This is a genomic window from Falsirhodobacter sp. alg1, assembly GCF_000739715.2.
Classification (GTDB): domain Bacteria; phylum Pseudomonadota; class Alphaproteobacteria; order Rhodobacterales; family Rhodobacteraceae; genus Falsirhodobacter.
In genome coordinates, this window is record NZ_BBJC02000002.1 from 75,623 (window position 1) to 101,546 (window position 25,924).

Sequence of the window (25,924 nt, forward strand, 5' to 3'; positions counted from 1 at the left end):
ATGGGTTTTTGACCTTGTGTTCAGGGCGGAGTATATAACCGCACCGACATACGCGAGGATTCCCAGTGTTCAGATTCATAGGCTCCGTCTTCGGCGCCATTTTCACCGCGATCACGCTGGGGATCATATTCGGAGCGCTGGTTATCGGCGCGGTTTTCTGGATGTATTCGCGTGACTTGCCCAGCCACGACAGTCTGGCGCAATACACGCCGCCCACGATCAGCCGCATCTACAACAACGAAGGTCGGGTGATCGACGAATTCGCGCATGAACGCCGGATCTTCGTGCCGGCCGAAGAAATTCCCGATCTGGTGAAGAACGCATTCATTTCAGCCGAGGACAAGAATTACTACAGCCACCACGGATATGATCCACGCGGCATCTTTGCCGCCGCAGTGGAGGCAGTGCAGACGCGCGGGAATGTGGTACGGGGCGCATCGACCATCACGCAGCAGGTCGCAAAGAACTTCCTGTTGTCCTCGGACCGCACGGCCGAGCGCAAGATCAAGGAAATCATCCTTGCCACGCGGCTGGACGACTCGCTGTCGAAGGACAAGGTGCTGGAACTGTACCTCAACGAGATCTTTCTTGGGCAGAACTCCTACGGGGTTGCCGCTGCAGCCCAGACCTATTTCAACAAAAGCCTGTCCGACCTGAACGCAGCCGAGGCGGCTACGCTGGCCTCCATGCCGCAGGCCCCAAGCCGGTATAACCCGGCCACAGCAGGCCCGCGGCTGACCGAGCGTCGCAATTATGTGCTGCGGGAAATGGCGCAGAACGGGTATATCGACGAGGCGACACGCGATGCTTCCATCGCATCGCCGCTGAAATCCGTTCAGCAGGGCGATTACGAACCCTATCGTGAAACGCTGCCGCCGCGCAGCTATTTCACCGATGAGATCCGTCGCCAGCTGTCCAGCGAATTCGGTGAGGAGCAATTCTTCGGCGGGGGCCTTTCGGTTCGCGCCACGGTTGATCCCGAACTGCAGGATGACGCGGCGGCCGCGTTGCGCGACGGTCTGGAAAAGCTGGACCGGTCCAAAGGCGTCTGGCGCGGCACACGTAAATCCATTCCGGTGGATACACTGGATGACGAGGATGCATGGCGCGCGGCGCTGTCGTCCAGCGATGTTCCGCGCGATATTCCGGGCTGGAATGTCGCCGTGGTTCTGACGGCGGGCAGTTCCGCCACGCTGGGGATCGAAGGATTGGCGGAAACGGGCACCGTGCCCGCCAGCGATGCCACCTGGGCACGCAAGCTGGATGACAACGGTCGCCTCGGTCCGCGTGCGAAAGGGGCCTCCGATCTTGTTTCACCGGGCGATATCGTTCTGGTGCGTAAGGAAGGCGACAGCTGGTCGTTGCGGCAGGTGCCGGAGGCGCAGGGCGGCTTCATGGCAATGGATGTGAACACGGGTCGTGTTCTGGCCATGCAGGGCGGCTTCTCGTATCAGGACAGCAGCTTCAACCGTGCGACGCAGGCACAGCGCCAGCCCGGCTCATCCTTCAAGCCGTTCGTCTATGCGGCGGCGCTGGATCGGGGCATGACCCCGGCGACGATCGTGGTGGATGCGCCCATCGAGGTGAATACGCCGCAGGGGCTATGGACGCCGCAGAACTCGTCGGGTCGCTATTACGGTCCGACCCCGATGCGGATCGGCATCGAGCAATCGCGGAACCTGATGACGGTGCGCCTGGCGCAGGAAATCGGGATGGATACCGTGGCGGAATATGCCGAACGGTTCGGGGTTTATTCGCCCATGCGCCCCTTCCTTGCAAACGCCCTCGGCGCGCAGGAAACCACGTTGATGAAGATGGTTTCGGCCTATGCGATGTTTGCCAATGGCGGCACGCGTGTGGATCCCACCCTTGTCGATCGTGTACAGGACCGGTTTGGCCGGACGCTTTATCGTCACGATCAGCGGGAGTGCGTGAATTGTAACGCGCCGACGCTGCCGCAGGGTCAGGGGCTGGAAATCGATACCAACAGCGAACAGGTCATGGATCCGATCACGGCCTACCAGCTGACCTCGATGCTCGAAGGGGTGGTCCAGCGTGGTTCCGGCACCGGTGTGAACCTGCCGGTACCGGTTGCGGGCAAAACGGGGACCACGAATGATGCCAAGGATGTGTGGTTCATCGGTTATACCTCCAACATCGTTGCTGGATGCTACATGGGCTATGATAACCCGCGCTCGCTTGGTTCATCGGCCTATGGCGGCACGCTTTGTGTGCCGGTATTCCAGGAATTCATGAAAAAAGCCGTTGCCCGTTTTGGCGGCACTGCGTTCAAGGTTCCACCGGGCGGGTACTTCCGCAAGATCGACCGTTTCTCCGGTGCGCCGCTTCCGGATGATGCAAGTGGTCCGAATGTCATTTCGGAATACTTCCGCAACGGGGTAGAGCCGCAATTCGGCAATGCGGTTGATGGCGGCTTTGCCGTGGGTTCGAACCTGCCGATGTTCGCTCCAGGCGAAACCGACAATGGTCAGACGGTGACAACCTCTACCGGGGAACAGCGGGTCATTCCGAAGGGCAATGCCAACTTCGGCACGCTGAGTTCGGGCGGGCTCTACTAGCCCGTCCCTTGCTGCTTGCCGACCAAAGGGCTATGACGCCAGCCAGATACAAGTTTCGAGGACTTCATGCGCACCGAGATCCAGAACCATGCAGAGACAATCCGCAAATCGCTGGAGCTTTTGGCGCAGCGGATGGACCGTGAAACCGCTGGCCACAGGCTGGAAGAATTCAACGCCATGATCGAGGCGGGGGATATCTGGAACGATCCTGCCGCCGCGCAAAAGCTGATGCGCGACCGGCAGGCGCTTATGGACCAGATTTCCACGTTCGACCTGATCGAGGCGGGGCTTCGCGACAATATCGAACTGATCGAACTTGGTGAAGCCGAGGGCGATCAGGAGGTTATCGAAGATGCCGAGCAGGCTATTCGCGATCTGGTCGAGCTTGCACGCGCCAAGGAGCTTGAAGCCTTGCTGGACGGGGAAGCCGATGGCAATGACACCTTCCTTGAGGTGAACGCGGGCGCTGGCGGCACCGAAAGCTGCGATTGGGCGTCGATGCTGGCGCGCATGTATGTGCGTTGGGCCGAGAAGAAGGGTTACAAGGTTGAAACCCAATCCCTGTCCGATGGCGAAGAGGCGGGGATCAAATCGGTATCCTACAAGATCTCCGGCCCGAATGCTTATGGCTGGTTGAAATCCGAGTCGGGCGTCCATCGTCTGGTCCGGATCTCTCCTTACGATTCTGCGGCCCGTCGCCATACGTCCTTTAGTTCGGTATGGGTTTATCCGGTGGTTGACGAGAACATCGAAATCGACATTCCGGATCGGGATATCCGTATCGATACCTATCGTTCGTCCGGTGCTGGTGGGCAGCACGTGAACACGACAGATTCGGCTGTTCGGATCACCCACATTCCGACGGGGATCGTCGTGACCAGCTCTGAAAAGTCACAGCACCAGAACCGTGCCAACTGTATGGCCGCACTGAAATCGCGCCTGTACCAACAGGAACTGGACCGCCGGAATGCCGCGATCAACGCGCAGCATGAAAGCAAGGGCGATGCGGGCTGGGGAAACCAGATCCGCTCGTATGTTCTGCAGCCCTACCAGATGGTCAAGGATCTGCGGACCAATGTGGAGACCTCTGACACCCAAGGGGTTCTTGACGGGGATCTGGATCGCTTCATGGCGGCGACGCTTGCACAGGATGTGGCAGGCAAAAGCCGGGCCGAGGCAAACGCCGAGTAACCTTACCCGGCATAGCCCATTAAAAAAGGCGCCAATGGCGCCTTTTCTTATTCCGTAGGGGTGGCAGGCTTTGGCGCAGCGGCGGGCTGTGCTGTCGGCGCGGCCGATTGAGGCGGCGCGATGGCCTTCTTGCCCTGCTGCAGCGGATCGTCCTGACGTTGGACCGAGCCTTCGAAATGCGCACCGGATTCGATTGCGATCGTCTTGTGGATGATGTCGCCCTCGACCCGTGCGGTCGATGTGAGGCGTACTTTCAAACCACGGACCCGGCCGATGACACGACCGTTGACGACGATATCATCCGCAACGATTTCGCCGCGGATCGTCGCGCTTTCGCCGACGGTCAGAAGATGGGCGCGGATATCACCCTCGACTGTGCCTTCAACCTGGATATCACCGGTCGTTTTCAGATTACCGACAACAGTCAGGTCAGATGAAAGGATCGACGCGGCTGCCTTTCCACGGGGGGCTGCGGAAGCGCCCTCGTGTTTTGGCGTATCGGTCCAAGACTTGGCTTCGCCATCGGCTTGTTTCGGACCCGGTTCGTTTACTCTGCTTTTAGAAAACATCATTTCCCGCCTTGATGAAGGTCATGGGGTTTACAGGTTGGCCTCCGACGCGCACTTCGTAATGCAAGTGGCTTCCGGTAGAACGCCCTGAACTGCCCATATCACCGATTATATCGCCGCGCGATACTTTATCGCCAACTTGGACACGGATTCTGGAAAGATGGCCGTAGCGGGTCACAATGCCGAAGTCATGCTGCACCTCGATCAGGCGGCCGTATCCCGAAACCCAGCCTGCCCGCAGAACAACGCCGTCACCGGTTACATGGATATCCGTACCGATGGGGGCTGCAAGATCGACGCCGGAATGAAAACGGCGCCCCGCGCCCTTGGGATCATTACGGTAGCCGAAGGGGGAGGAATAGCGGAACGCTGCATCCAGCGGCATCGCCAGCGGAACATGCATCGCTGCGATTCGGTACATGTTCATCTTTTGCAGGCCTTCGAGGATCGAATTGGCCCGCTGCTCTTCAGGGGTGATCTCACCACTCATCGTGGAAAGGCTGACAGGGTTCAACGGGCCGCCCTGACCGGAATACCCGCGCCGCACTTCACGCAGCAGATCCTCGGTATTCAGCCCGGCAGCCCGGAACATCTTGTCCAGCGGCTCCATCGACATTTCGACGGCATCTTCCAGCTGGGTGAAAATCGCATCATTGCGCGCCTCAAGGGCGGCCTTGGCATTCTCGATATCGGCGCCGGCCTCTTCGGCCTTGCTCGCGGCAAGCGCCATATCGTCACGCTGCCGCGCAGTGGCATCAAGCGCCTCTGTCATCATCTGCAGCGTATCCGTAGCCTCGACGCCATCGGCCTGATCGTCATCTGCAAGGGCGGCTGTCACGGTCCGGGCCTGGTCGCGCGCGGCATCACGCTCGGCCAAGGTCTTGCGCAGGACATCCTGAACTGCGGACAGGCCGCTTTCCAGCTCCCGGCGCTGATCCTCGGATGCCAACAGGCGCGACTGCATTGCCGACACTTCATCAAGCGCAAGGCTGAAGCGTTGCTGGGCGTTCACGGCCTCTTGGGCGCGGGCGTCGCGGTCGTCGGACAGGCTGTTCAGCCGGCTTTCGTAGATCGCCTGCTGGCGGGCCGTGGCCATCTTGCCGCTGCCGGTGGAGATCCCGTCCATCAGAACAACAGCCGAGGCAACCATGGCCCAGCCGATGATCGAAACGCTTCCTGCAAGGGCGGCCAACTGGGTCATCGGGCGGATACGGACGTAGCGGGTCTTCGTTTCTGATTTCAGATAGAGCCGCTGCTCCGGAAGCCAGTTTTCCAATGCAGTGTTGAGCCGGTAGGAGATGCGTTTCAGCACGAGATTCTGTTCCGTCTTGTGTTGCCCATAAAGGGGAGGCGCCCGGCCGGATAAGACCGCACGGATAACATCATTCCTGTTGGTGACAGATATGATATTCCCCGACCCGCGTCCTGATTACGGCACAGGTCGGGTGCAGGGCAACCAATTTGACCGATCGGTTCCCTGCAGATGCCCAATTCGGCGGGATTCTGCCGCTCAATCCCCGGTCAATGGCCAGTAGAAGTCCGGCGGCAACCCGGCTTCGGCACGTTTTTCCTCATTGAAAGGGGGCTTTAGCGTGCTGTGGAAGTATTTGCGAACCAATTCGTGGAAAACGTCTTTGGGGTCCAGATTGTGGCGGCCGCAAAGGAAGTTGAACCATTTGGAGCCATAGGCCACATGGCCGACCTCTTCGGCATAAATCGTTTCCAGCGCCGCCACAGCATCGGTATTTCCGGCCTTCTGGAAAATTTCGATCATGCCGGGCGTCACATCAAGGCCGCGAGCCTCCAGCACCATCGGTACCACGGCAAGGCGGCCCAGCATGTCGGATGCGGTATCCTCGGCTGCCCGCCACATCCCCGCATGCGCCGGCAGGGCCCCGTAACAGGAACCAGCCGCTTCAAGACAGTCAGCCATCAGGTTGAAATGCTTCGATTCCTCGTCGGCGGATTTTACCCAGTCATCATACCAGCCAAGGGGCATTTCCACATCGGCAAACCTCGCGATGATGTCCCAGTGCAAATCTACCGCATTCAGCTCGATATGGGCGACGGCATGCAAAAGTGCGATCCGTCCAGCCTCGTTGCCGGGGCGACGGCGGGGCATGTCCCGTGGGGGCAGCAATTCGGGTTTTGCCGGTCGCGCGGGGCGCATCGGCGGGGATGCGCTGCCGATGGGAAGGGGCGCACCGGCCTTTCGGGCTGCGAACCAGCTGGCTGCATGGCGGCGTGACAAGGCGGTCTTTTCGCGGCCATCTGCGGTGTTCAACACCGCAACCGCCATTTCGGCCAAGGTCATAGGGATTTGGCCTCTGCCAGTACTGCCTCGGCGTGGCCCGCAACCTTGACCTTGCGCCATTCTTTGACGATCTGGCCCTCCGTGTCGATCAAGAAGGTGGCGCGTTCTATTCCCATGCTTTTCTTGCCGTACATGTTCTTTTCGACCCATACGCCATAATCCTCGGCCGTGGTGCCGGTATCAGAGGCGAGGGTGATGCCCAGCCCGTATTTGCCGCAGAACTTTTCATGAGAGGCCATGTCATCCTTGGAGATGCCGATGACGCGAACGTCTGCCGCTTTGAAATCATCGCCCAACCTGTGGAAATCCTGTGCTTCCAACGTGCATCCGGGGGTATTGTCACGGGGATAGAAATACAGAACGATCTTCTGCGGACGCAGGGCGGACAGGGTAATCTCACCATCGGTCGATGGCAGGGTGAAATCTGGCGCAGGGCGGGTCATGGCCTATCCTTTCGGGATGGTGATGGGGCTTGTTGCCTTCGGTCGTGGAAAAAGGCACTCCGGAATGAAGTTAAGGGGGCCGGACGTGGCGGACAAGACAGACGGCGGCACGACGCACAAACGCAGAAGTATTCTGCGTGTGGTGGGGCTTGTGCTGTTGCTGCTGGTCGCCGGGGTCGCCGTCGGCATGACGGTGCTGGCGGTCACGGGGAAAACCTTTCGTCTGCCGCGTGCCGTGCTGGCGATGGCCGAACAGCAGATCGATTTCGGTTTGCGCCGGGCGGGCACCCTCGGGGCGCGCGTCTCGGTGGGCGGCGTCACCATCGCGGTGGAGCCATCGTTCCGGCCACAGATCTCCGTTCAGGACATTCGTGTCGCCGATCGGGACGGGGCACCTGTTCTGGTTCTGCCGGAGGCGCAGGTTGTCCTGACCCGGCCGACCCTGTGGAACCCCATTCCACGGCCGCGCCGCGTGATTCTGACAGGGGCGCGGGTCGATGTGGCGCGTCGGCCCGATGGCCGCTTCGATCTGGCGCTTGGCGTGGCCCCGGGTGGGGCCCCGATAACCGATTACAAAGGCGTGATCGAGGAAATCCGTGCGGCATTGAACGTGCCGATGATATCGCAGCTACAGCTGGTCGAGGTGTCCGATGTGTTTATCGGCGTCAGCGACGAACGTGCCAACCGTCGGTGGGAATTGCAGAACGGCAGCCTGGTGCTGGACCGCCCGGATGGGGCTGTGCGCGGTGTACTGACCGTCGGCCTGTCGGGAACGGAGCGTGGGCGTATCGATCTGACCGTGCTGACCGATCCGGAAAAAGGCACATCGGCGCTTGATTTCAAGGTTGATGATGTCCGCACAACGGATATCGCCGCACAAGCTGCCCCGTTGACGGCGCTGTCGATCCTTGATGCGCCGGTTTCGGGAACGATGTCGGCGGCGCTGGATGGTTCGGGATCATTGTTCCGGTTTCAGGCGGCACTTGATCTGGGGGCCGGCGCGCTATGGCCGCAGGCGGATCTGCCTCCTATTCCGTTCGATGCGGCGAGTATGGCCTTGGCCTATGATCCGCAGGCCGAGCGTGTGGTCATCAGCGATGCCAGCATTTCCGGTCGTACCCTCCGCGCCAAGGTCGAGGGGCAGGCCTATCTGCGCGATCTGGAGCAGGGCATTCCGAACACCGTTCTGGGGCAGATCCATCTGCAGGATGTTGCCATCGATCCACGTGGTCTGTTCACCGAAGCCGTGCACTTCAGCGAAGGCCAGATGGATGCGCGCCTGCACATCAATCCTTTTTCGCTGGAAATCGGGCAGGTGGCGCTGACCGAAGGGGATCGTGTGCTGCGCGGGCATGGCCGTGTCAGCGCTGATTCTGACGGGTGGCGCGTCGCCTTCGATCCGTCGCTGAACCAGATCAAGCGGGACGAGCTGTTGGCCCTCTGGCCGCCCAGGCTGGTTCCCAAAACACGGGAATGGCTGTCGGAAAACGTATTGGGCGGCGATCTTCAGGATGTTCATGCCGCCTTGCGGATCGCCCCGAACGAAGAAGCCCGGCTGGCACTCGGGTACAGTTTTGCCGGGGGGGATGTGCGGTTTCTCCGGACCTTGCCGCCGATCGAAAGCGGTGAGGGATATGCCGCGATTTTTGAAAATCGCTATGCAATGGCCTTGGTCAAGGGGCACCTCAATTCACCCGAGGGTGGTGTCGTCACCGCCGACGGGTCCAGCCTTGTGGTGCCGGATCTGCGGGATCGCCCCATTCGTGTGGAGATCGATCTTGCGGCCCATGGCAGCCTGACCGCCGCACTGTCCTTGCTGGACCAGCCGCCATTCCAGTTTCTGACCAAGGCAAAACGCGATCCGAATATCGGCACTGGAGAGGCGGAGGTCCGTGCCCGCCTGCAGCTTCCCTTGCTGGACAAGATCGAGCCCGATGATGTCAACTTCGATATCAAGGGGACCATCCATGATTTCCGTTCGGGCGTGCTTGTGCCTGACCGGGTGCTGACGGCAGACACACTGCACATGACCGCCGTGCCGGACGCCCTGTCGATCAATGGGTCGGGATATCTGGGGCCGGTGCCCTTCGATGCTGCGTTTACCCTGCCATTGGCACCCGGACCGCAAACAGGTGCGGTTCGTGGCACAGCCCAGATTTCCCGCCAGGCCGCCACCTATTTCGGGATAGATCTGCCGGATGGCCTGATTTCGGGCACGGCCACGGGGCGGTTCGATGTGGAATTGCCTCCGGGCATGCCGCCGCAGCTGTCCCTTACCTCGGATCTGAAGGGGATAACGGCGGGTCTGGCGGCTTTGGGGTGGAGCAAGCCTGCCAATGCCGCCGGCAAACTAGCGGTAGATGTGGATCTGGATACGCCCCCGAAGGTAGAGCGTCTGGAGGTCGAAGGCGGCGGGCTGCGTGCAAGCGGTTCCGTGACGTTGCAGGATGGCGGGCAACTGGAGGCGGCGCGCCTTTCGCGGGTGCGCCTGAACGGTTGGCTTGATGCGCCTGTCGTCCTTCGGGGCAGAGGCAAGGGCGTAGCCCCTGCGGTAGAGGTTGGTCGCGGCAAGATCGATTTGCGCCGGTTGAACCTGGGAACCTCCGGCAGCACCGGCCAGGGAAATGCAACGACCGAGGACATTCCGATCCGCACCGCATTGGCCGAGGTTCGGGTCAGTGACACCCTGGCCCTGACAGATGTCGTCGGCGCGTTCCGGAGCGCGGGCGGCCTTCAGGGCACGTTCCGTGGCCGTGTGAACGGAGGCGCGCCGCTGAGCGGAACCCTGGGGGCCGCAGCCAATGGGACAGAGGTTCGGCTGACCGCAGCAGATGCCGGTGGCGTACTGTCGTCCTCCGGCATTTTCAGCAATGCAACCGGCGGCCCGATGCAGGTCATTCTGACGCCGCGCGTCGCGAAGGGGGAATATGACGGAACGCTTCTGGCTAATGACATACGTATCCATGACCTGCCGCTGCCCGCAAATATGGTGAATGCCCTGTCGGGGGTGGGTGCGGTCGAACAGTTGGCCGGTGGCGGCATCCTGTTTACCAATGTGGATGCCGGCTTTCGCTTGACCCCCGATGCAATCGAGGTCACGAGGAGCGCGGCTGTGGGAAGCTCCTTGGGGGTGACTGCAGAAGGGGTGTACCGGATGGCGGACAAGCGGTTTTTCATGCAGGGCGTTGTGTCTCCGATATATTTCCTGAATGGCGGCGGGCAGCCCGGCGGAGAGGGACTTTTCGGGGTGACCTATCGTCTGCGTGGCACGGCAAGCGATCCGGAGATTTCGGTCAACCCGCTGTCCTTGCTGGCGATCGGCCCGTTCCGTGATTTGATCCAAGGCCCTGCACCAAGGTTGGCAGAATGAAACTTTCAGATTTTGATTTCGATCTTCCCGAAGCGTTGATTGCCACGCGCCCCATGCGGCCCCGCGGTAATGCGCGGCTTCTGGTGGCGGAAGGGGATGCGATCCATGATTTGCATGTCCGTGATCTGCTGGAACAGTTCCGCCCCGGTGACAGGCTGGTCCTGAACAATACACGCGTTATCCCTGCGCGCCTGAACGGCACGCGCAGCCGTATGACCGGGCAGGGTGCAGCCATTGCCAAGGTCGAGGTAACGCTGCTGGAACCCTCGGCCACCGGCTGGCGGGTGTTTGCCAAACCCTTGCGCAAGATTGCAGTGGGCGAGGTCATCCGTTTTTCCGACCGCCTGATGGCGACGGTTATCTCGAAGTCTGAGACCGAGGCGACGCTGGCATTCGAGGCCGATGATTTCGACGCCGCGCTGGCCGAGGCAGGGATGATGCCTCTGCCGCCCTATATCGCGGCCAAGCGTGCGCCGGATGAGCAGGACAATACGGATTATCAGACCGTATTTGCCCGCCATTCGGGTGCGGTTGCGGCGCCCACCGCCAGCCTGCATTTCGATGAGGAATTGCTGGCCGCACTGCGCGCCAAAGGCGTGGGGTTTACCGAGGTCACGCTGCATGTCGGGGCAGGCACATTCCTTCCGGTCAAGGTAGAGGATGTCGCCACCCACAAGATGCATGCGGAATGGGGCGAGGTGACCGCAGAGGCTGCGGCCGAAATCAACGAGACCCGCGCGAAGGGGGGGCGGATCATTCCGGTCGGCACCACTGCCTTGCGCCTGATCGAAAGCGCATCGACGGGTGGGCGGATCGCACCATGGCGCGGCATGACAGACATTTTCATCTATCCCGGTTACAGATTTCAGGTGACCGATGCTTTGATGACAAATTTCCACTTGCCGAAATCAACACTGCTGATGCTCGTTTCCGCCCTGATGGGCGAGGAAACAGTGCGTCGTATCTATGGTCATGCGGTGGCAACGGGCTATCGTTTCTTCTCTTACGGGGATGCATCGCTTTTGATCCCCCACCGCGACTAGGGGGCTTCATGCTATCCGTTCTGAGTTCGACCTGGCCATTGCTGGTTGGTGTCATGTTGCTGATGGTCGGCAACGGCATGCAATCCACGTTGCTGGGCATACGCGGGGGGATCGAGGGGTTCACCACGCTGCAGCTTTCACTGGTAATGTCGGCCTATTTCGCGGGGTTCCTGTTCGGATCGCGGATGGTGCCGGGGATGATCACGCGGGTCGGCCATGTACGGGTGTTTGCCGCGCTCGGCTCGATCATTTCGGCGGTGCTGGTCTGCTATCCGGTATTGCCGGATTGGTTTCTATGGGCATTGATGCGTATCGCCATCGGGTTCAGCTTCTCCGGCGTGTACATCACTGCTGAAAGCTGGCTGAACAATACCTCCACGAATGAAACGCGGGGGCAGGCGCTGTCGCTCTATATGATCGTGCAGATGATCGGCATCATCAGCTCGCAGATGTTGCTGAATGTCGGCGATCCTAATGGATTTGCGATGTTCGTTCTGCCTTCGGTGCTGGTTTCGTTGGCGTTCATTCCCATCCTGCTGACCGTGACACAGGCCCCGACCTTCGAATCCACGGCACGCCTGCCGTTTTCGGAACTCTACGAGGTGTCGCCTCTGGGTGTCGTAGGGATGTTCCTTATCGGCGGTGTCTTTTCGGCCATGTTCGGGATGGCGGCTGTCTGGGGCTCGATTGTCGGTCTGTCGGTTGTGCAGATATCGCTGTTCATTGCGACCATCTATCTGGGCGGCCTGATCTGCCAATATCCCATCGGCTGGATTTCGGACCGTATGGACCGCCGCCTATTGATCGGAATCGTTGCGGCCCTTGGTGCTGTCTGTATGCTGGTCACCAGCCTGATGCCGACAACGATCTGGTTGCTGCTTCCCGCCGCCTTTGTTCTGGGCGGGGTGGCGAACCCGCTGTATGCCCTGTTGATTGCGCATACGAATGACTTTCTGGCCAAGGAGCAGATGGCTGCGGCCAGTGCCGGCCTGCTTTTTGCAAACGGGCTGGGGGCTATGGTCGGACCGCCGGTAACGGGGTGGCTGATGGATCGGGTCGGTCCGAACGGGTTCTTCCTGTTCATCTTCGGCCTGATGGCGATGGTGGCCGGATATTCCGCCTACCGGATGACCCAGCGGACAGCGCCGCGGCCCGAGGATACCGGTGCCTTTGCGGTCCTTGCGCCTAACGCCGCGACGATCGCCGTGACGGGTGCGATGGAAGAAGCAGGACAAGACACTGCCGCCGAGGTCGAATCGCGCTAATATAACCAAACGGGGATCTCTATCGCGGTCCCCGGAAGGAGGTATGAGATGGACGATCCACAAAGTGTACTGGATTTCTGGCTGAACGACTGTGAACCCGAGGATTGGTATTCAGGTACGCCAGAAATCGATGAGGAGGTTCGCGAAAAGTTTCGCGATCTTTGGGAGGCAGCACTTGAGGGCGGGTTGGAGCATTGGATTGACGGGCCGGTCGGCACGCTGGCCTATCTGATTGTCTGCGACCAATTCTCGCGCAATATCTGGCGCGGTCAGGCCCGCGCGTTTGCAACTGATCCGCAGGCACGGGCCGCCGCCCGCCATGCCATCGAAATGGGATGGGATATGGCCGCCCCGGAACCGGAGCGGCAATTTTTCTATCTGCCGTTCGAACATTCCGAGCATGTTGATGATCAGGCGCTGTCTGTTCACCTGTTCCGCGAACGTATGCCGGATACCGGAAACACAACGCTGATCCATGCGCGGGCGCATGAGGCGATCATCCACCGTTTTGGCCGTTTTCCGTTTCGTAACAAAGCACTTGGCCGGACGAACACACCCGAGGAAGACGCGTTCATGGAAGCGGGCGGTTATTCCGGTTTCGTGAAGAAATTCCGGAACGAGGTAACATTGCGCGTCATCGAGGGATAGTTTAGCATTAAACCAGTTTCAGTGGAGGGCTTCATGGCCGACAATTTCGACATGATCGTGATCGGTGCCGGACCTGGTGGCTATGTGGCTGCCATCCGCGGCGCCCAGCTGGGCCAGAAGGTCGCCATCGTAGAGCGCGAGAATCTGGGCGGCATTTGCCTTAACTGGGGATGTATCCCGACCAAGGCGCTATTGCGCTCGGCTGAGGTGTTCCACCTCATGCACCGTGCAAAGGAATTCGGGCTGAGCGTCGAAAAACCTGATTTTGATCTGGATGCCGTTGTCAAACGTTCACGCGGGGTGGCCAAGCAGCTGACCGCGGGCGTCGGACACCTGATGAAGAAGAACAAGATCACCGTCATCATGGGTGAAGCGACCATTCCCGCCAAGGGAAAGGTTTCGGTGAAAACCGACAAAGGCACACAGGATCTGACCGCAAAGTCCATCATCCTTGCGACAGGTGCGCGTGCGCGTACGCTGCCGGGGCTTGAGGCGGACGGAGATCTTGTCTGGACCTATCGCCACGCCCTGCAGCCCAAACGGATGCCGAAGAAGCTTTTGGTCATCGGATCTGGCGCGATCGGCATTGAATTTGCAAGCTTCTTCAACACCTTGGGTGCAGACACAACAGTTGTCGAGGTCATGGACCGCGTTCTGCCCGTTGAGGACGTGGAAATTGCAACGTTTGCCAAGAAGCAGTTCGAAAAGCAGGGGATGAAAATCCTTGAAAAGACGACTGTGAAAAAGCTCGACAAGGCCAATGGCAAGGTCACAGCGCATCTGGAGGCAGGTGGCAAGACCACCACTGCGGAATTTGACACTGTGATTTCTGCCGTAGGGATCGTCGGCAACGTCGAAGGGTTGGGTCTGGAAGATCTGGGCGTGAAGATCGACCGGACGCATGTGGTGGTGGACGAATACTGCCGGACCGGTGTCGAGGGGCTTTATGCGATCGGCGATATTGCGGGCGCACCCTGGCTGGCCCACAAGGCAAGCCACGAAGGGGTTATGGTTGCCGAACTGATCGCAGGTCAGAAAGCGCATCCGATCAAGCCGGGCACAATTGCAGGTTGCACCTATTGCTCGCCACAGATCGCATCGGTCGGGATGACCGAAGCCAAGGCAAAAGAAGCCGGTTTCGACGTGAAGGTCGGCCGCTTCCCGTTCATCGGCAACGGCAAGGCCATCGCGTTGGGCGAAGCTGAAGGTATGGTGAAAACCGTATTCGATGCAAAGACCGGCGAGCTTCTGGGCGCGCATATGGTAGGCGCCGAAGTAACCGAGCTGATCCAAGGCTATGTCATCGGCCGGACATTGGAAACGACCGAAGAAGATCTGATGAATACCGTGTTCCCGCATCCGACGCTGAGCGAGATGATGCATGAATCGGTATTGAACGCCTACGGTCGCACAATCCACATGTAAAAAACGATAGGCGGCTCAGAGATTCTGAGCCGCATCTTTTCTTGTATAGCCCCGCATGACTTCGCCGTATTCAGCGATGAACTGACGGGCCAGCACTGCGTCATGTTTGGCCAGATCCCGTAGCCAACTGGCGATTGCCTTTTGCACGTGCCAGTTACGATCGCCCAATACATCAACCATCAGATCCAGCGCCGCATCACGTGCCTCGCGTTCCGCGGGTTTGATGTGGTTTTTCTTTGCCAGGGGGCGTGAAGCCAGAATGGCAGTGCGGCGCGCCCACGAATTTTTGCTTTGAAGCCAACTTTCCAGTGCTTCAAAGCGCGTGAAATCGGCCATGACACGCTTTTCCGCCGATTTTGCAACAGCATCGGCAATGGCCCAGTTATCCAATTCCTCAACCCAGATGCAGATTGCGTCCCATGCGGAGTCATCCGGGCGCATCCGTGCCTGCAACAGCAGTTTCGCAGCGGCGATACGCGCGTCATGAATATCACTTTCCCAGAGTTCCTGGGCGAGGGATACGCGTTCTTCTATCGTGAGGTTTTCGCGCCATTCCGCGACCAGAGCCTCCAGATCCTCCAGTGCTATGCCAAGATAGACACGCTCCGTTTTATGGTACTCCAAGGCTTCGATAGCTTTGGCATCATTGGCCTTGCTACGAAGGGTTTCGATATAAGTCATTCTACAGTTACCGATTTGGCGAGGTTACGCGGTTGATCGACATCCGTACCCTTAGCGACGGCGGTATGATAGGCCAGAAGTTGCACAGGCACTGCATAAAGAACCGGTGCCAGCAGGGCTGAAACTGTCGGCAGCGTCAAAGTTGCCCATGTATCATGCCCCGCTTCGGCCACACCCGCGGCGTCGGAAATCAGCAGAACCTTGCCGTGCCGCGCCATGACTTCCTGCATGTTCGACACCGTTTTATCAAAAAGCGTGTCTTTGGGGGCCAACACGATTACCGGCACATGCGCGTCAATCAGGGCGATAGGGCCATGCTTCAGCTCACCCGCAGCATAAGCTTCTGCGTGTATATAGCTGATTTCCTTCAGCTTCAGCGCCCCCTCCAAAGCCATGGGATACATCGGCCCACGGCCAAGGAACAGGATATCTTCGGCCTCGGCCAGATTCTCGGATATCTTGCTTATGGGGGCTGCTACCGTCATGGCCTGGTTCATCAGGCTGGGCAGTTTTTCCAGATCGGCCAGATTCTCGTTTATCTGGGCATCGGTCAGGATGCCGCGATCCTGACCAGCCTTTAATGCCATCATCAACAAGACGACCAGCTGACAGCTGAAGGCTTTGGTGGAAGCGACCCCAACCTCGACGCCGGCCATGATGGGGAGTGCAAGGTCTGCATCCCTTGCAATCGACGACGTCGCAACGTTTACCACCGCAACTGTACGGGCAACCTTATCCTTCGCATAACGCAAAGCGGCGAGCGTATCGGCGGTTTCTCCGGATTGGCTGACAAAAACGGCCCATGATTTTTCGGACAGTGGCGGCTCACGGTACCGAAATTCCGATGCGATATCGATGTCCACCGGAAGGCGGGCGATCTGTTCGAACCAGTATTTTGCCACATGACAGGCGTAATGTGCCGTGCCGCAGGCCACCAGGGTCAGCCTGTCCACTGCGCTGAAATCAGCGTCGGGCATATGAATGGCGTTATCACGCACGTAGTGGGAAATGACGTCGGCCAACACGGCAGGCTGCTCTGCAATCTCCTTGGCCATGAAGTGACGATAGCCCGATTTTTCGATCCGTGTCGCACTGGACGCCACCTGCGTCATGGACCTGTTGGCCCGTTGCCCGGCACGATTGTAGATTTCGACACTTGTCCGGGTCAGAACGGCGCGGTCGCCGTCCTCCAGATACGTGACACGCTCGGTCAACGGGGCCAGAGCGATAGCGTCCGAGCCGAAGAACATTTCTCCATCCCCGTGACCGATGGCAAGAGGCGATCCGATGCGCGCACCGATCATGAGATCCGGTTCATCTTCAAACAGGAATGCCAGCGCAAAAGCGCCCTCCAACCGGTCGAGCGCTGCAAAAGCGGCCTGTGTCGGCGGCATGCCCTGCATGAGGTTCCGCGATGTCAGAAGGGCAATAACCTCGGTATCGGTCTGGCTTTCGGGAGTGTGGCCATCCGCTTCAAGCTCTTCCCGCAATGAACGGAAGTTCTCGATGATCCCGTTGTGAACCACTGCCACACGCCCATGCATATGGGGGTGCGCGTTTGCCAGCGTTGCCGCACCATGCGTCGCCCAACGTGTATGGCCAATACCCGCCTTGCCGGCCAAAGGTTCATGCACAAGCAGGTCCGACAGATTGACCAGTTTTCCGGTCGCGCGCCGACGGTCCAGACCGTTGTGGTTCAGCGTGGCGATCCCGGCTGAATCATATCCGCGATATTCCAGCCTACGGAGGGATTCCACCAGCTGTGGTGCAACTTCATTCTTGCCAAGAATTCCAATGATACCGCACATTTGTCAGCCTTTCTTCTTCTTGGACAGGAACAGGTCCATAAGCCGGACAGCAAGGCCTGCCTTATTGACCTGACGGGCGCGGCCGATGGCCAGGGCTTCGGCCGGAACATCCTCGGTAATGACCGAACCGGAGCCTGTCATGGCATCGCGGCCAATTGTGACCGGTGCCACCAACATGGTGCTGGAGCCAATGAAAGACCGCGGTCCGATTTTGGTCCGGTGCTTGTTCACACCGTCATAGTTGCAGGTGATGGTGCCCGCGCCGATATTGGTTTTCTCGCCAACCTCGGCATCTCCAAGATAGGTGAGGTGTCCAACCTTAACTCCCTCATCCAGAATGCTATTTTTGACCTCGACGAAGTTTCCGACATGCACATCCTCGGCCAGTTCGGTGCCGGGGCGCAGGCGGGCAAAGGGGCCGACGGTGGCACCTCGTGAAATGTGGCATCCTTCCAAGTGGCAGAATGCCAGAATTTCGGCACCGCTTTCGATTGTAACCCGCGGGCCAAAAACGACATTGGGGCCAATCAGCGCGTCCCGACCGATAAAGGTGTCCAGCGAGAAGAAGACCGTCTCAGGTGCCGTCAGCGTAACGCCGGTTTCCATCGCTTCGGCGCGCGCATTGGCCTGAAAGGCGCTTTCCGCCGCTGCCAGTTCGGCGCGCGTATTGATCCCGAGGGTTTCCGCCTCGTCACAGACAACCAGACCGGCAGACAATCCCTTGGCCCGTGCCACTGCCACGATATCCGTCAGATAATATTCACCCGATGCGTTATTTGTATCAATGGCTGCAACCAGTTCGGGAAGAACAGCTGAATCCGCGCATATAACGCCAGAGTTGCATAGGGTTATCGCGCGTTCTTCATCTGAGGCATCTTTGTATTCCACGATCCGGCTCAGGTTTTCCCCCTCGGCGACCAAACGGCCATATCGTCCTTCGTCGTCATGATGGAACCCGAGCACGACAACAGAATGTCTGGACCGGGCAGCGCGCATGGCCTCCAGCGTTTCGGCACGGATGAAGGGTGTATCGCCGTAAAGTATGACGGTATCGCCACCTTTGCCCGAAAGGGGCAAGGCCTGCGCGACGGCATGACCCGTGCCCAACTGCTGCTCTTGCCGGACGGTCAGCACGTCCGGATCATAGGCAAGCGCACATTTCTCCACGGCTTCGGCGCCATGGCCTGTCACGATCACGGTGCAGGTCGGATCCAATGCGCGTCCGGTCTGCATTGCATGATGCAGCAATGGCGCGCCTGCCAAGCGATGAAGAACCTTCGGCAGGTCCGAATTCATGCGCGATCCCATGCCGGCGGCCAGGATGATAAGCGAAACTTCGGCCATATGTCCCTCTGGTCTTTGTTTGTCGCAGGTTTTACGTCAGTGGTAGCGAGCCGCAAGGGGCGCGCAATCACACAGTCTTACCGGAGATTTCAGGATGCGTACCGTAGTTTTCGATCTTGACGGCACGCTTGCCGATACGGCTGCGGACCTGATCGCCTCGGCGAATTCCTGTCTGTCGGCACTCGGGCATGGCCACCAGCTTGATCCCGCGCGGGACGGTGCAACCGCATTCAAGGGCGGGCGTGCCATGTTGCAACTGGGATTCGAGCGGGCAGGCGTCGTGTGGGTGGATGAGGATATCGACGGCCAGTATCCAAAACTTCTGGAAGCATATGGCAATGCGATTTCGGTCCACACAAAGCTGTATCCCTATGCCAAAGAGGCGGTGGAAGAGCTGCGTGCCGCCGGGTACGCGACTGCGATCTGCACCAACAAGCCCGAGGCGCTGGCAGAGATCCTGCTGACCGAACTGGGCGTGCGCCATCTGTTCGATTCATTGGTAGGGGCCGACACGCTTCCGACACGCAAACCGGATGCGGCACCCTATGTCGAAAGTGTCCGGCGCGCTGGCGGTACGGTATCGAAATCCATCCTGATCGGGGATACGGCAACTGATCGAAATACAGGCATCGCTGCCGAAATTCCGGTCGTTCTGGTCACTTTTGGTCCGGGCGGGTCCGAAGTTGAGGCTATGGAACCGGAGGCGTTGCTGCATGACTACCGTGATTTGACGGCGATTGTTCGCCAGCAGATCGGCTAGCGATGCGATCACAGCACGCTACTGGTATAAATAATTTATTCGGCCAAGTAGCAAAGCCTTGTTTTATTGGGCGTGATGCCCAGCAGGCTTGGTTGACCACCGGACAATCCGGAGCTACATGGGGGTCAGCAACTTTTCGCGCGGCCTCGGTGGCCACAGGCTGAAGGAGCCACTCGTGGACGATCTTCTTCGAGACTATTTTCCGCTAATCGTGTTTCTCGTGATCACTGTAGCGCTTGGTCTGGTTCTGGTGTTGGCGGCCGTCATTTTGGCCGTTCGCAATCCGGACCCGGAAAAGGTTTCTGCATATGAGTGCGGGTTCAACGCTTTTGACGATGCGCGGATGAAATTCGATGTCCGTTTCTATCTGGTATCGATCCTGTTCATCATCTTCGATCTAGAGGTGGCGTTCCTTTTCCCCTGGGCCGTGGCGCTTGGCGGAATTTCGATGGTGGCCTTCTGGTCCATGCTGGCATTCCTTGCCGTGCTGACCATCGGTTTCATCTATGAGTGGAAGAAGGGAGCCTTGGAATGGGCGTGAGCACATCTGCCAATACGGCTGGCGGCGATCCCGAATTTGCCACCCAGACACTCAACAAGGAGTTGCAGGACAAAGGTTTCCTGCTGACTTCTACCGAGGATATCATCAACTGGGCGCGGACCGGCAGTCTGCACTGGATGACCTTCGGGCTTGCGTGCTGTGCGGTGGAGATGATGCAGACCTCCATGCCACGGTATGATGTGGAGCGTTTCGGTACCGCGCCGCGCGCCAGCCCGCGCCAATCGGATCTGATGATTGTTGCGGGTACGCTGACCAACAAGATGGCACCGGCGCTGCGCAAGGTCTATGACCAGATGCCCGAGCCGCGCTACGTCATATCCATGGGCAGCTGTGCAAACGGCGGCGGTTACTATCACTACAGCTATTCGGTTGTGCGTGGCTGTGACCGTATTGTGCCTGTCGATATTTATGTTCCGGGATGCCCGCCCACGGCCGAGGCGCTTTTGTATGGTATCCTTCAGTTGCAGCGTAAGATTCGCCGCACCGGCACGCTTACTCGCTGAAAGGTGGCATCATGAACGAAGCACTGGACGAACTTTCCGCGCTGATCGAAATGCGCTGTGCCGATTCCATCATCGCGCAGACCGTTGCATTTAATGAACTGACGATCGAAATCGCGGCATCGCAGATCGTGCAGGTCTGTGAAGCGCTGAAGCAGGACGTTGCCTGTCGCTTCAACGTGCTGGTGGATATCACCGCCGTTGACCACCCGGAGCGTCCGAAGCGGTTTGATGTGGTCTATCATCTGTTGTCGATGCATCAGAACCATCGTGTGCGCCTGAAGTGCCAGCTGGACGAGGACGAGATGATGCCATCTCTGACAGCAGTCTTTCCGGCCGCCAATTGGTACGAGCGTGAAGTGTTCGATATGTTCGGGATCCTGTTCTCGGGGCATCCAGATTTACGCCGTCTGCTGACGGATTACGGCTTTCGGGGTCACCCGCTTCGCAAGGATTTCCCGACGACAGGCTATACCGAAGTACGCTATGACGAGACGCAGAAGCGGGTAGTCTATGAACCCGTTCGTCTGGTGCAAGAATACCGTCAGTTCGATTTCATGAGCCCGTGGGAAGGTGCAGAATACATCCTTCCGGGTGATGACAAGGCAAAGGCGTAACAACCGGTGACGCAGCAACCGATCATCCTGATGTGCGTGGGGGCCGCGAAAGCGGGCACCAGCTGGCTGTTCGATCAGCTGGCGGGGCATCCCCAGTGCCATCTGCGGGGTATCAAGGAGCTGCATTATTTCGATACTGCGCATCACGGCCAATGGGCCGCCGAAACGCAGCGGATCGAACGCCGTGTCCTGCGTTCACGCGGTGCGCTTCTTGCGGATCTGGTGGATTGGCTTGCCGTTTTGCAGCGCGGGCGTCTTTCGCTGCGCGCATACCTGGATTACCTGACCGCAGGGCGCGGGGACAAACGGGTGGTCGCGGATTTCACGCCGTCCTATAGCCTTCTGCCGCAACGCATTCTCTCGCGGCTGTTCGCCTTGGGCCAAGTGAAGATGCTATATCTTCTCCGCGATCCGGTAGAGCGGTTGTGGAGCCATGTTCGTATGGATGCACAGCGCATGTCCCGCAGTGCGGCCGATGCGGCACGCATGTTCGGACGGGCGCTGAATGGCCGTGGCGCCGCAATCCAGCGCAGTGACTATGCGCAATCCCTGAGCCGGCTAGACGCGGCAGCGCCCAAGGATGCATTGATGGTCGGGTTCTACGAAGAGCTCATGACGCCCGGAATGATGGATCGCCTTGCGCGTTTTCTGGGGATTTCTCCTATACGCGCGGAGTATGACGTTCGGGTGCATGAAGGGCAGGCGATGGTTTTGCCATCCGATCTGCGTGCACGTGCAATCGAGGTTCTGCGCCCGCAATACGAATTCGTTGCCCGCCGCATGGGGTCTTTGCCCCGGGCGTGGTGTGCACAGATGACAGAGGTCTGAACATGATGGATGGCAGCAACGATCTTCATGGCGGCCCGTCGGGCGAACAGAAGATCCGCAACTTCAACATCAACTTCGGCCCGCAGCACCCTGCGGCGCACGGAGTTTTGCGTCTGGTTCTGGAGCTGGACGGTGAGATCGTCGAGCGTTGTGACCCGCATGTCGGGCTGCTTCACCGCGGCACCGAAAAGCTGATGGAAAGCCGGACATACCTGCAGAATCTGCCGTATTTCGACCGGCTGGACTATGTTTCGCCGATGAATCAGGAACACGCCTGGTGCCTCGCGATCGAGAAGCTGACAGGGACGGTCATCCCACGCCGCGCCTCGATCATCCGAGTGCTGTTCTCCGAAATTGGCCGTCTGCTGAACCACCTGATGAACGTGACGACCGCGGCCATGGATGTCGGTGCGCTGACGCCTCCGCTCTGGGGGTTTACCGCCCGTGAAGAGCTGATGGTCTTTTACGAACGGGCCTGTGGCGCACGTTTGCATGCCGCATACTTCCGTCCGGGCGGCGTCCATCAGGATCTGCCGCCGCAGCTGATCGACGATATCGAGACATGGTGCGAGACGTTCCCGAAGCTTCTGGATGCGCTGAACGAGCTTCTGACCGAAAACCGCGTTTTCAAGCAGCGGACGGTGGATATTGCCGTCGTCTCGCAACAAGAGGTTTTTGACTGGTCCATGAGCGGCGTCATGGCGCGCGGTTCGGGGCTGGCCTGGGATCTGCGTCGGTCGCAGCCCTATGAATGCTATGACGAGTTCGATTTCCAGATTCCGGTCGGCGTGAATGGTGACTGCTTCGATCGTTACCTTTGCCGTATGGCGGAAATGCGTGAATCGATGAAGATCGTTCAGCAGGCCTGCCGGATGCTGCGCGACAATCCGGGCGATGTGCTTGCCCGGGGTAAGCTGACGCCCCCGAAACGCTCGGATATGAAGCGTTCGATGGAGGCGCTGATCCATCACTTCAAGCTTTATACCGAAGGGTTCCACGTACCTGCGGGTGAAGTTTATGCCTCGGTCGAAGCGCCGAAGGGCGAATTCGGTGTATATCTGGTTGCGGATGGTACGAACCGGCCGTATCGCGCCAAGATCCGTGCACCGGGCTTTGCCCACCTGCAGGCGATCGACCAGATGGCACGAGGCCATCAGCTTGCCGATGTTTCCGCGATCATCGGCACTATGGACGTTGTTTTTGGAGAGGTTGACCGCTGATGCTGCGTCGCTTGCATGCCGTACAACCCGACAGTTTTGCCTTTACCGAGGCAAACCTTGCTTGGGCTCAGGGGCAGATCACTAAATATCCCGAAGGGCGTCAGGCCTCTGCAATCATCCCGCTGCTGTTCCGCGCGCAGGAGCAGGTCGGCTGGCTGACCCGTCCTGCCATCGAATATGTTGCAGACATGCTGGGCATGGCCCGCATTCGTGCATTGGAAGTGGCTACATTCTATTTCATGTTCCACCTGTCGCCGGTCGGCAGCGTTGCGCATATCCAGATTTGCGGCACCACGACATGCATGATCTGTGGGGCAGAAGAACTGATTGCAGTTTGCCGTGAAAAGATTGCGCCGAACCCGCATCAACCTTCGGCCGACGGACGCTTCTCCTGGGAAGAGGTCGAATGTCTGGGGGCCTGCACGAATGCGCCCATGGCACAGATCGGCAAGGACAATTACGAAGATCTGACCCCCCAGACGCTTAGCGATCTGATCGACCGCTTTGCGGCGGGGGATGTGCCACAGCCCGGTCCGCAAAATGGCCGCTTTGGTGCCGAAGCCAAGGGAGGTGCAACTGCGCTGACCGAAGGCGAAGGCGAACGTCAGGCGCATAACGCGGCCGTCCAGCGTGCTTTGGATATCGGTGATACCATCCGCCGTATCGATGGTACCGAAGTACCACTCCGGACACCTTGGCAGCCTGCTCCGCAGGTCAATGCAGATGCTGCCGACGCCGATCCGAAGCCCGGTGCCGGGCATCCGGTAGACCAAAGCGGCATCTCGGTCGAAGAAGCGCCGGAACGTCCGGCGGCGCGGGTCAAGGACGACGGTGTGGCGCCAGGGGGCACTGCGAAGGCAGAGCCCGGCCAACCTGTCGATGAAGATGATGACAAGGTATGAACGCACGCGACCTCGCCATAAAGCGGTTGGCCCTGTTACTGGGCGCGCTGGTTCTGGGCTGGTTGCTTGTGCAGGGTTTGGGACGGCAGTTCGGCTGGACGCCAGCCGTGCTTCTTATATTCGATATGCTGACGCTGGCGGGGTTCGTTGCGTTAGCGGTCGCGACGGTGCGCCTTGTGCGCGGTCAGCGGTAAAAGTGAGGGCTGCAGGATGCTGAAGGATCAAGACAGGATCTTCCAGAATATCTACGGAATGTACGACCGCTCGTTGGCGGGCGCACGCAAGCGTGGATTGTGGGACAATACCGCAGGCATTCTGGCCAACGGGCCGGCCTGGATCATTGACCAGGTGAAGGCGTCCGGTCTTCGCGGTCGTGGTGGTGCGGGCTTTCCGACAGGTCTGAAATGGTCCTTCATGCCCAAGCCTTCGGATGAACGGCCGTCGTATCTGGTTGTGAACGCCGATGAATCGGAGCCTGCGACCTGCAAGGATCGCGAAATCATGCGCCACGATCCGCATACGCTGGTCGAAGGCTGTCTGGTTGCCGGTTTCGCCATGGGGGCTGTTGCGGCCTATATCTACATCCGTGGTGAATATATCCGGGAGAAAGAGTCGCTTCAGGCTGCAATCGACGAGGCTTATGATGCGGGTCTGCTGGGCAAGAATGCCTGTGGGTCCGGCTATGACTTCAACGTATTCCTGCACCACGGCGCAGGCGCCTATATCTGTGGTGAGGAAACGGCTCTTCTCGAAAGCCTTGAAGGCCGCAAGGGTATGCCACGCATGAAGCCGCCGTTCCCGGCTGGGGCAGGGCTTTATGGCTGCCCCACCACGGTGAACAACGTGGAATCCATTTCGGTGGTCCCGACAATCCTGCGTCGTGGTGCCGATTGGTATTCCAGCTTCGGTCGTCCCAACAATACCGGCGTAAAGCTGTTCGCGATGACCGGCCATGTAAACACGCCCTGCGTGATCGAGGAATCGATGTCGATTCCGATGCGTGAGCTGATCGAAAAGCACGGTGGCGGCGTCCGTGGCGGCTGGAAAAATCTGAAGGCCGTCATTCCTGGGGGGGCAAGCTGTCCGATCCTGCCGGCACATCTGTGCGATGATGCCCTGATGGATTACGACTGGATGCGCGAAAATCGTTCCAGCTTCGGCACTGCCTGCATGATCGTGATGGATCAATCCACTGATGTCATCAAGGCGATATGGCGTCTTTCGAAATTCTTCAAGCATGAAAGCTGCGGCCAATGCACGCCTTGCCGGGAAGGGACCGGCTGGATGATGCGGGTCATGGATCGGCTCGTGCGTGGTGAGGCAGAGGTCGAGGAAATCGACATGCTGATCAACGTGACCAAGCAGATCGAAGGGCATACGATCTGTGCGCTCGGCGACGCTGCAGCTTGGCCGATCCAAGGGCTGGTTCGTCATTTCCGTGAGGAAATCGAGGACCGGATCAAGGCAAAGCGGACAGGCCGCATGGGGGCAATGGCAGCGGAATGACGAGCGCGCGCGGGGTAATGGTGATGGCAACGCTCGGAGCGCTTGGTGCGTGCACCGGCGAAGCCCCATCCCGTACCCCCGCGCCTTCGTTGACAGATGGCCCCTATGTATCGGTGCTGCGCGAGGCGGGTGTAGGTGAGGTCATCACCGCCGCTGGCGCGGAGCCGATCGAGGGCAATACGCTGACAATTTACAGCCCCACCGATCCTTTGCGATACGATCAGGGCCTTATTGCGAAAAAAGTGGCAATACGGGCCTGTACAGCGCGGATGATGCGGTTCAATCCGGCTGCGGTCGGGATATATGACGCACCGAACTGGGTATTCCCGGGGGCGTGTCGATGACGGAA

24 protein-coding genes are annotated in these 25,924 nt (G+C 59.3%); 17 read left to right on the forward strand and 7 right to left on the reverse strand.

What is annotated here, in order from left to right:
• Nucleotides 1-65: 65 nt before the first annotated feature.
• Nucleotides 66-2,579, forward strand: coding sequence for a penicillin-binding protein 1A (locus TR36_RS04545; protein WP_045389819.1), 2,514 nt, complete (start codon nt 66-68; stop codon nt 2,577-2,579).
• A 66-nt stretch (nt 2,580-2,645) separates the two neighbouring features.
• Nucleotides 2,646-3,770, forward strand: a complete 1,125-nt coding sequence (gene prfB / locus TR36_RS04550) for a peptide chain release factor 2 (RefSeq protein ID WP_045389817.1) — start codon at nt 2,646-2,648, stop codon at nt 3,768-3,770.
• 47 nt (nt 3,771-3,817) lie between these two features.
• Here the strand turns inward: prfB and TR36_RS04555 are convergent, their stop codons facing one another.
• The 4 genes from TR36_RS04555 to TR36_RS04570 form a co-directional block, all read right to left on the reverse strand.
• The gene (locus tag TR36_RS04555; protein WP_045389815.1) at nt 3,818-4,339 is read right to left on the reverse strand and encodes a polymer-forming cytoskeletal protein; all 522 of its coding nucleotides are present in this window, start codon (nt 4,337-4,339) and stop codon (nt 3,818-3,820) included.
• Nucleotides 4,329-5,651 carry a M23 family metallopeptidase gene (locus TR36_RS04560; protein ID WP_045389813.1) on the reverse strand — a complete coding sequence of 441 codons (1,323 nt, stop codon included), beginning with the start codon at nt 5,649-5,651 and terminating at the stop codon, nt 4,329-4,331. The genes TR36_RS04555 and TR36_RS04560 overlap by 11 nt, the downstream gene beginning before the upstream one ends.
• A 198-nt stretch (nt 5,652-5,849) precedes the next feature.
• Nucleotides 5,850-6,653, reverse strand: a complete 804-nt coding sequence (locus TR36_RS04565; protein ID WP_237763517.1) for a ferritin-like domain-containing protein — start codon at nt 6,651-6,653, stop codon at nt 5,850-5,852.
• On the reverse strand, nt 6,650-7,096 hold the full coding sequence (locus TR36_RS04570) for a peroxiredoxin (protein WP_045389811.1): 447 nt from the start codon (nt 7,094-7,096) through the stop codon (nt 6,650-6,652). The genes TR36_RS04565 and TR36_RS04570 overlap by 4 nt, the downstream gene beginning before the upstream one ends.
• Before the next feature lie 85 nt (nt 7,097-7,181).
• Here TR36_RS04570 and TR36_RS04575 point away from each other — a divergent pair, with 85 nt between their 5' ends.
• From TR36_RS04575 to lpdA, 5 genes are read left to right on the forward strand one after another with little or no spacing between them, the layout of a single operon-like run.
• Nucleotides 7,182-10,466, forward strand: coding sequence for a DUF3971 domain-containing protein (locus TR36_RS04575; RefSeq protein WP_192841314.1), 3,285 nt, complete (start codon nt 7,182-7,184; stop codon nt 10,464-10,466).
• On the forward strand, nt 10,463-11,509 hold the full coding sequence (gene queA / locus TR36_RS04580; protein WP_062762526.1) for a tRNA preQ1(34) S-adenosylmethionine ribosyltransferase-isomerase QueA: 1,047 nt from the start codon (nt 10,463-10,465) through the stop codon (nt 11,507-11,509). Before TR36_RS04575 ends, queA begins: the two co-directional genes overlap by 4 nt.
• An 8-nt stretch (nt 11,510-11,517) precedes the next feature.
• Complete coding sequence (locus TR36_RS04585) at nt 11,518-12,774, forward strand: MFS transporter (RefSeq protein ID WP_062762528.1); 1,257 nt, start codon at nt 11,518-11,520, stop codon at nt 12,772-12,774.
• 48 nt (nt 12,775-12,822) lie between these two features.
• Nucleotides 12,823-13,422: a DUF924 family protein gene (locus TR36_RS04590; RefSeq protein WP_045389805.1), complete on the forward strand. Its 600-nt coding sequence runs from the start codon at nt 12,823-12,825 to the stop codon at nt 13,420-13,422.
• A 33-nt stretch (nt 13,423-13,455) separates the two neighbouring features.
• A complete protein-coding gene (lpdA, locus tag TR36_RS04595; RefSeq protein WP_045389803.1) occupies nt 13,456-14,847 on the forward strand; it encodes a dihydrolipoyl dehydrogenase in 1,392 nt (463 codons plus the stop codon).
• 15 nt (nt 14,848-14,862) lie between these two features.
• Here lpdA and TR36_RS04600 read toward each other — a convergent pair whose 3' ends face one another.
• Genes TR36_RS04600 through glmU form a run of 3 tightly spaced genes read right to left on the reverse strand, consistent with a single transcriptional unit; the run spans nt 14,863 to nt 18,680 of the window.
• Nucleotides 14,863-15,528: a DNA alkylation repair protein gene (locus tag TR36_RS04600; protein ID WP_062762530.1), complete on the reverse strand. Its 666-nt coding sequence runs from the start codon at nt 15,526-15,528 to the stop codon at nt 14,863-14,865.
• Entirely contained in the window at nt 15,525-17,336 is a 1,812-nt protein-coding gene (glmS, locus tag TR36_RS04605; protein WP_062762532.1) for a glutamine--fructose-6-phosphate transaminase (isomerizing), read from the reverse strand. The genes TR36_RS04600 and glmS overlap by 4 nt, the downstream gene beginning before the upstream one ends.
• 3 nt (nt 17,337-17,339) lie before the next feature.
• Nucleotides 17,340-18,680, reverse strand: coding sequence for a bifunctional UDP-N-acetylglucosamine diphosphorylase/glucosamine-1-phosphate N-acetyltransferase GlmU (gene glmU, locus TR36_RS04610; RefSeq protein ID WP_045389797.1), 1,341 nt, complete (start codon nt 18,678-18,680; stop codon nt 17,340-17,342).
• Between the two features lie 94 nt (nt 18,681-18,774).
• Between glmU and TR36_RS04615 the strand changes: the two genes are divergently transcribed.
• The 10 genes from TR36_RS04615 to TR36_RS04660 all read left to right on the forward strand — a co-directional run bounded on the left by TR36_RS04615 (nt 18,775) and on the right by TR36_RS04660 (nt 25,919).
• The gene (locus TR36_RS04615; RefSeq protein ID WP_045389795.1) at nt 18,775-19,440 is read left to right on the forward strand and encodes an HAD hydrolase-like protein; all 666 of its coding nucleotides are present in this window, start codon (nt 18,775-18,777) and stop codon (nt 19,438-19,440) included.
• A gap of 175 nt (nt 19,441-19,615) precedes the next feature.
• Nucleotides 19,616-19,981, forward strand: coding sequence for an NADH-quinone oxidoreductase subunit A (locus TR36_RS04620; RefSeq protein ID WP_045389793.1), 366 nt, complete (start codon nt 19,616-19,618; stop codon nt 19,979-19,981).
• Nucleotides 19,972-20,505: an NADH-quinone oxidoreductase subunit B family protein gene (locus tag TR36_RS04625; protein ID WP_045389791.1), complete on the forward strand. Its 534-nt coding sequence runs from the start codon at nt 19,972-19,974 to the stop codon at nt 20,503-20,505. Before TR36_RS04620 ends, TR36_RS04625 begins: the two co-directional genes overlap by 10 nt.
• Before the next feature lie 11 nt (nt 20,506-20,516).
• A complete protein-coding gene (locus TR36_RS04630; RefSeq protein ID WP_045389790.1) occupies nt 20,517-21,119 on the forward strand; it encodes an NADH-quinone oxidoreductase subunit C in 603 nt (200 codons plus the stop codon).
• 6 nt (nt 21,120-21,125) lie between these two features.
• Entirely contained in the window at nt 21,126-21,947 is an 822-nt protein-coding gene (locus TR36_RS04635) for a sulfotransferase (protein WP_045389788.1), read from the forward strand.
• A gap of 5 nt (nt 21,948-21,952) precedes the next feature.
• Nucleotides 21,953-23,167, forward strand: a complete 1,215-nt coding sequence (locus TR36_RS04640; RefSeq protein WP_045390046.1) for an NADH-quinone oxidoreductase subunit D — start codon at nt 21,953-21,955, stop codon at nt 23,165-23,167.
• The gene (nuoE, locus tag TR36_RS04645) at nt 23,167-24,069 is read left to right on the forward strand and encodes an NADH-quinone oxidoreductase subunit NuoE (RefSeq protein WP_045389786.1); all 903 of its coding nucleotides are present in this window, start codon (nt 23,167-23,169) and stop codon (nt 24,067-24,069) included. The genes TR36_RS04640 and nuoE overlap by 1 nt, the downstream gene beginning before the upstream one ends.
• On the forward strand, nt 24,066-24,263 hold the full coding sequence (locus TR36_RS04650) for a DUF5337 family protein (protein ID WP_045389784.1): 198 nt from the start codon (nt 24,066-24,068) through the stop codon (nt 24,261-24,263). Before nuoE ends, TR36_RS04650 begins: the two co-directional genes overlap by 4 nt.
• A gap of 16 nt (nt 24,264-24,279) precedes the next feature.
• The gene (nuoF, locus tag TR36_RS04655; RefSeq protein WP_045389782.1) at nt 24,280-25,575 is read left to right on the forward strand and encodes an NADH-quinone oxidoreductase subunit NuoF; all 1,296 of its coding nucleotides are present in this window, start codon (nt 24,280-24,282) and stop codon (nt 25,573-25,575) included.
• Nucleotides 25,576-25,598: 23 nt separating this feature from the next.
• Nucleotides 25,599-25,919: a hypothetical protein gene (locus TR36_RS04660; RefSeq protein ID WP_153010492.1), complete on the forward strand. Its 321-nt coding sequence runs from the start codon at nt 25,599-25,601 to the stop codon at nt 25,917-25,919.
• The last annotated feature ends 5 nt before the right edge of the window (nt 25,920-25,924 follow it).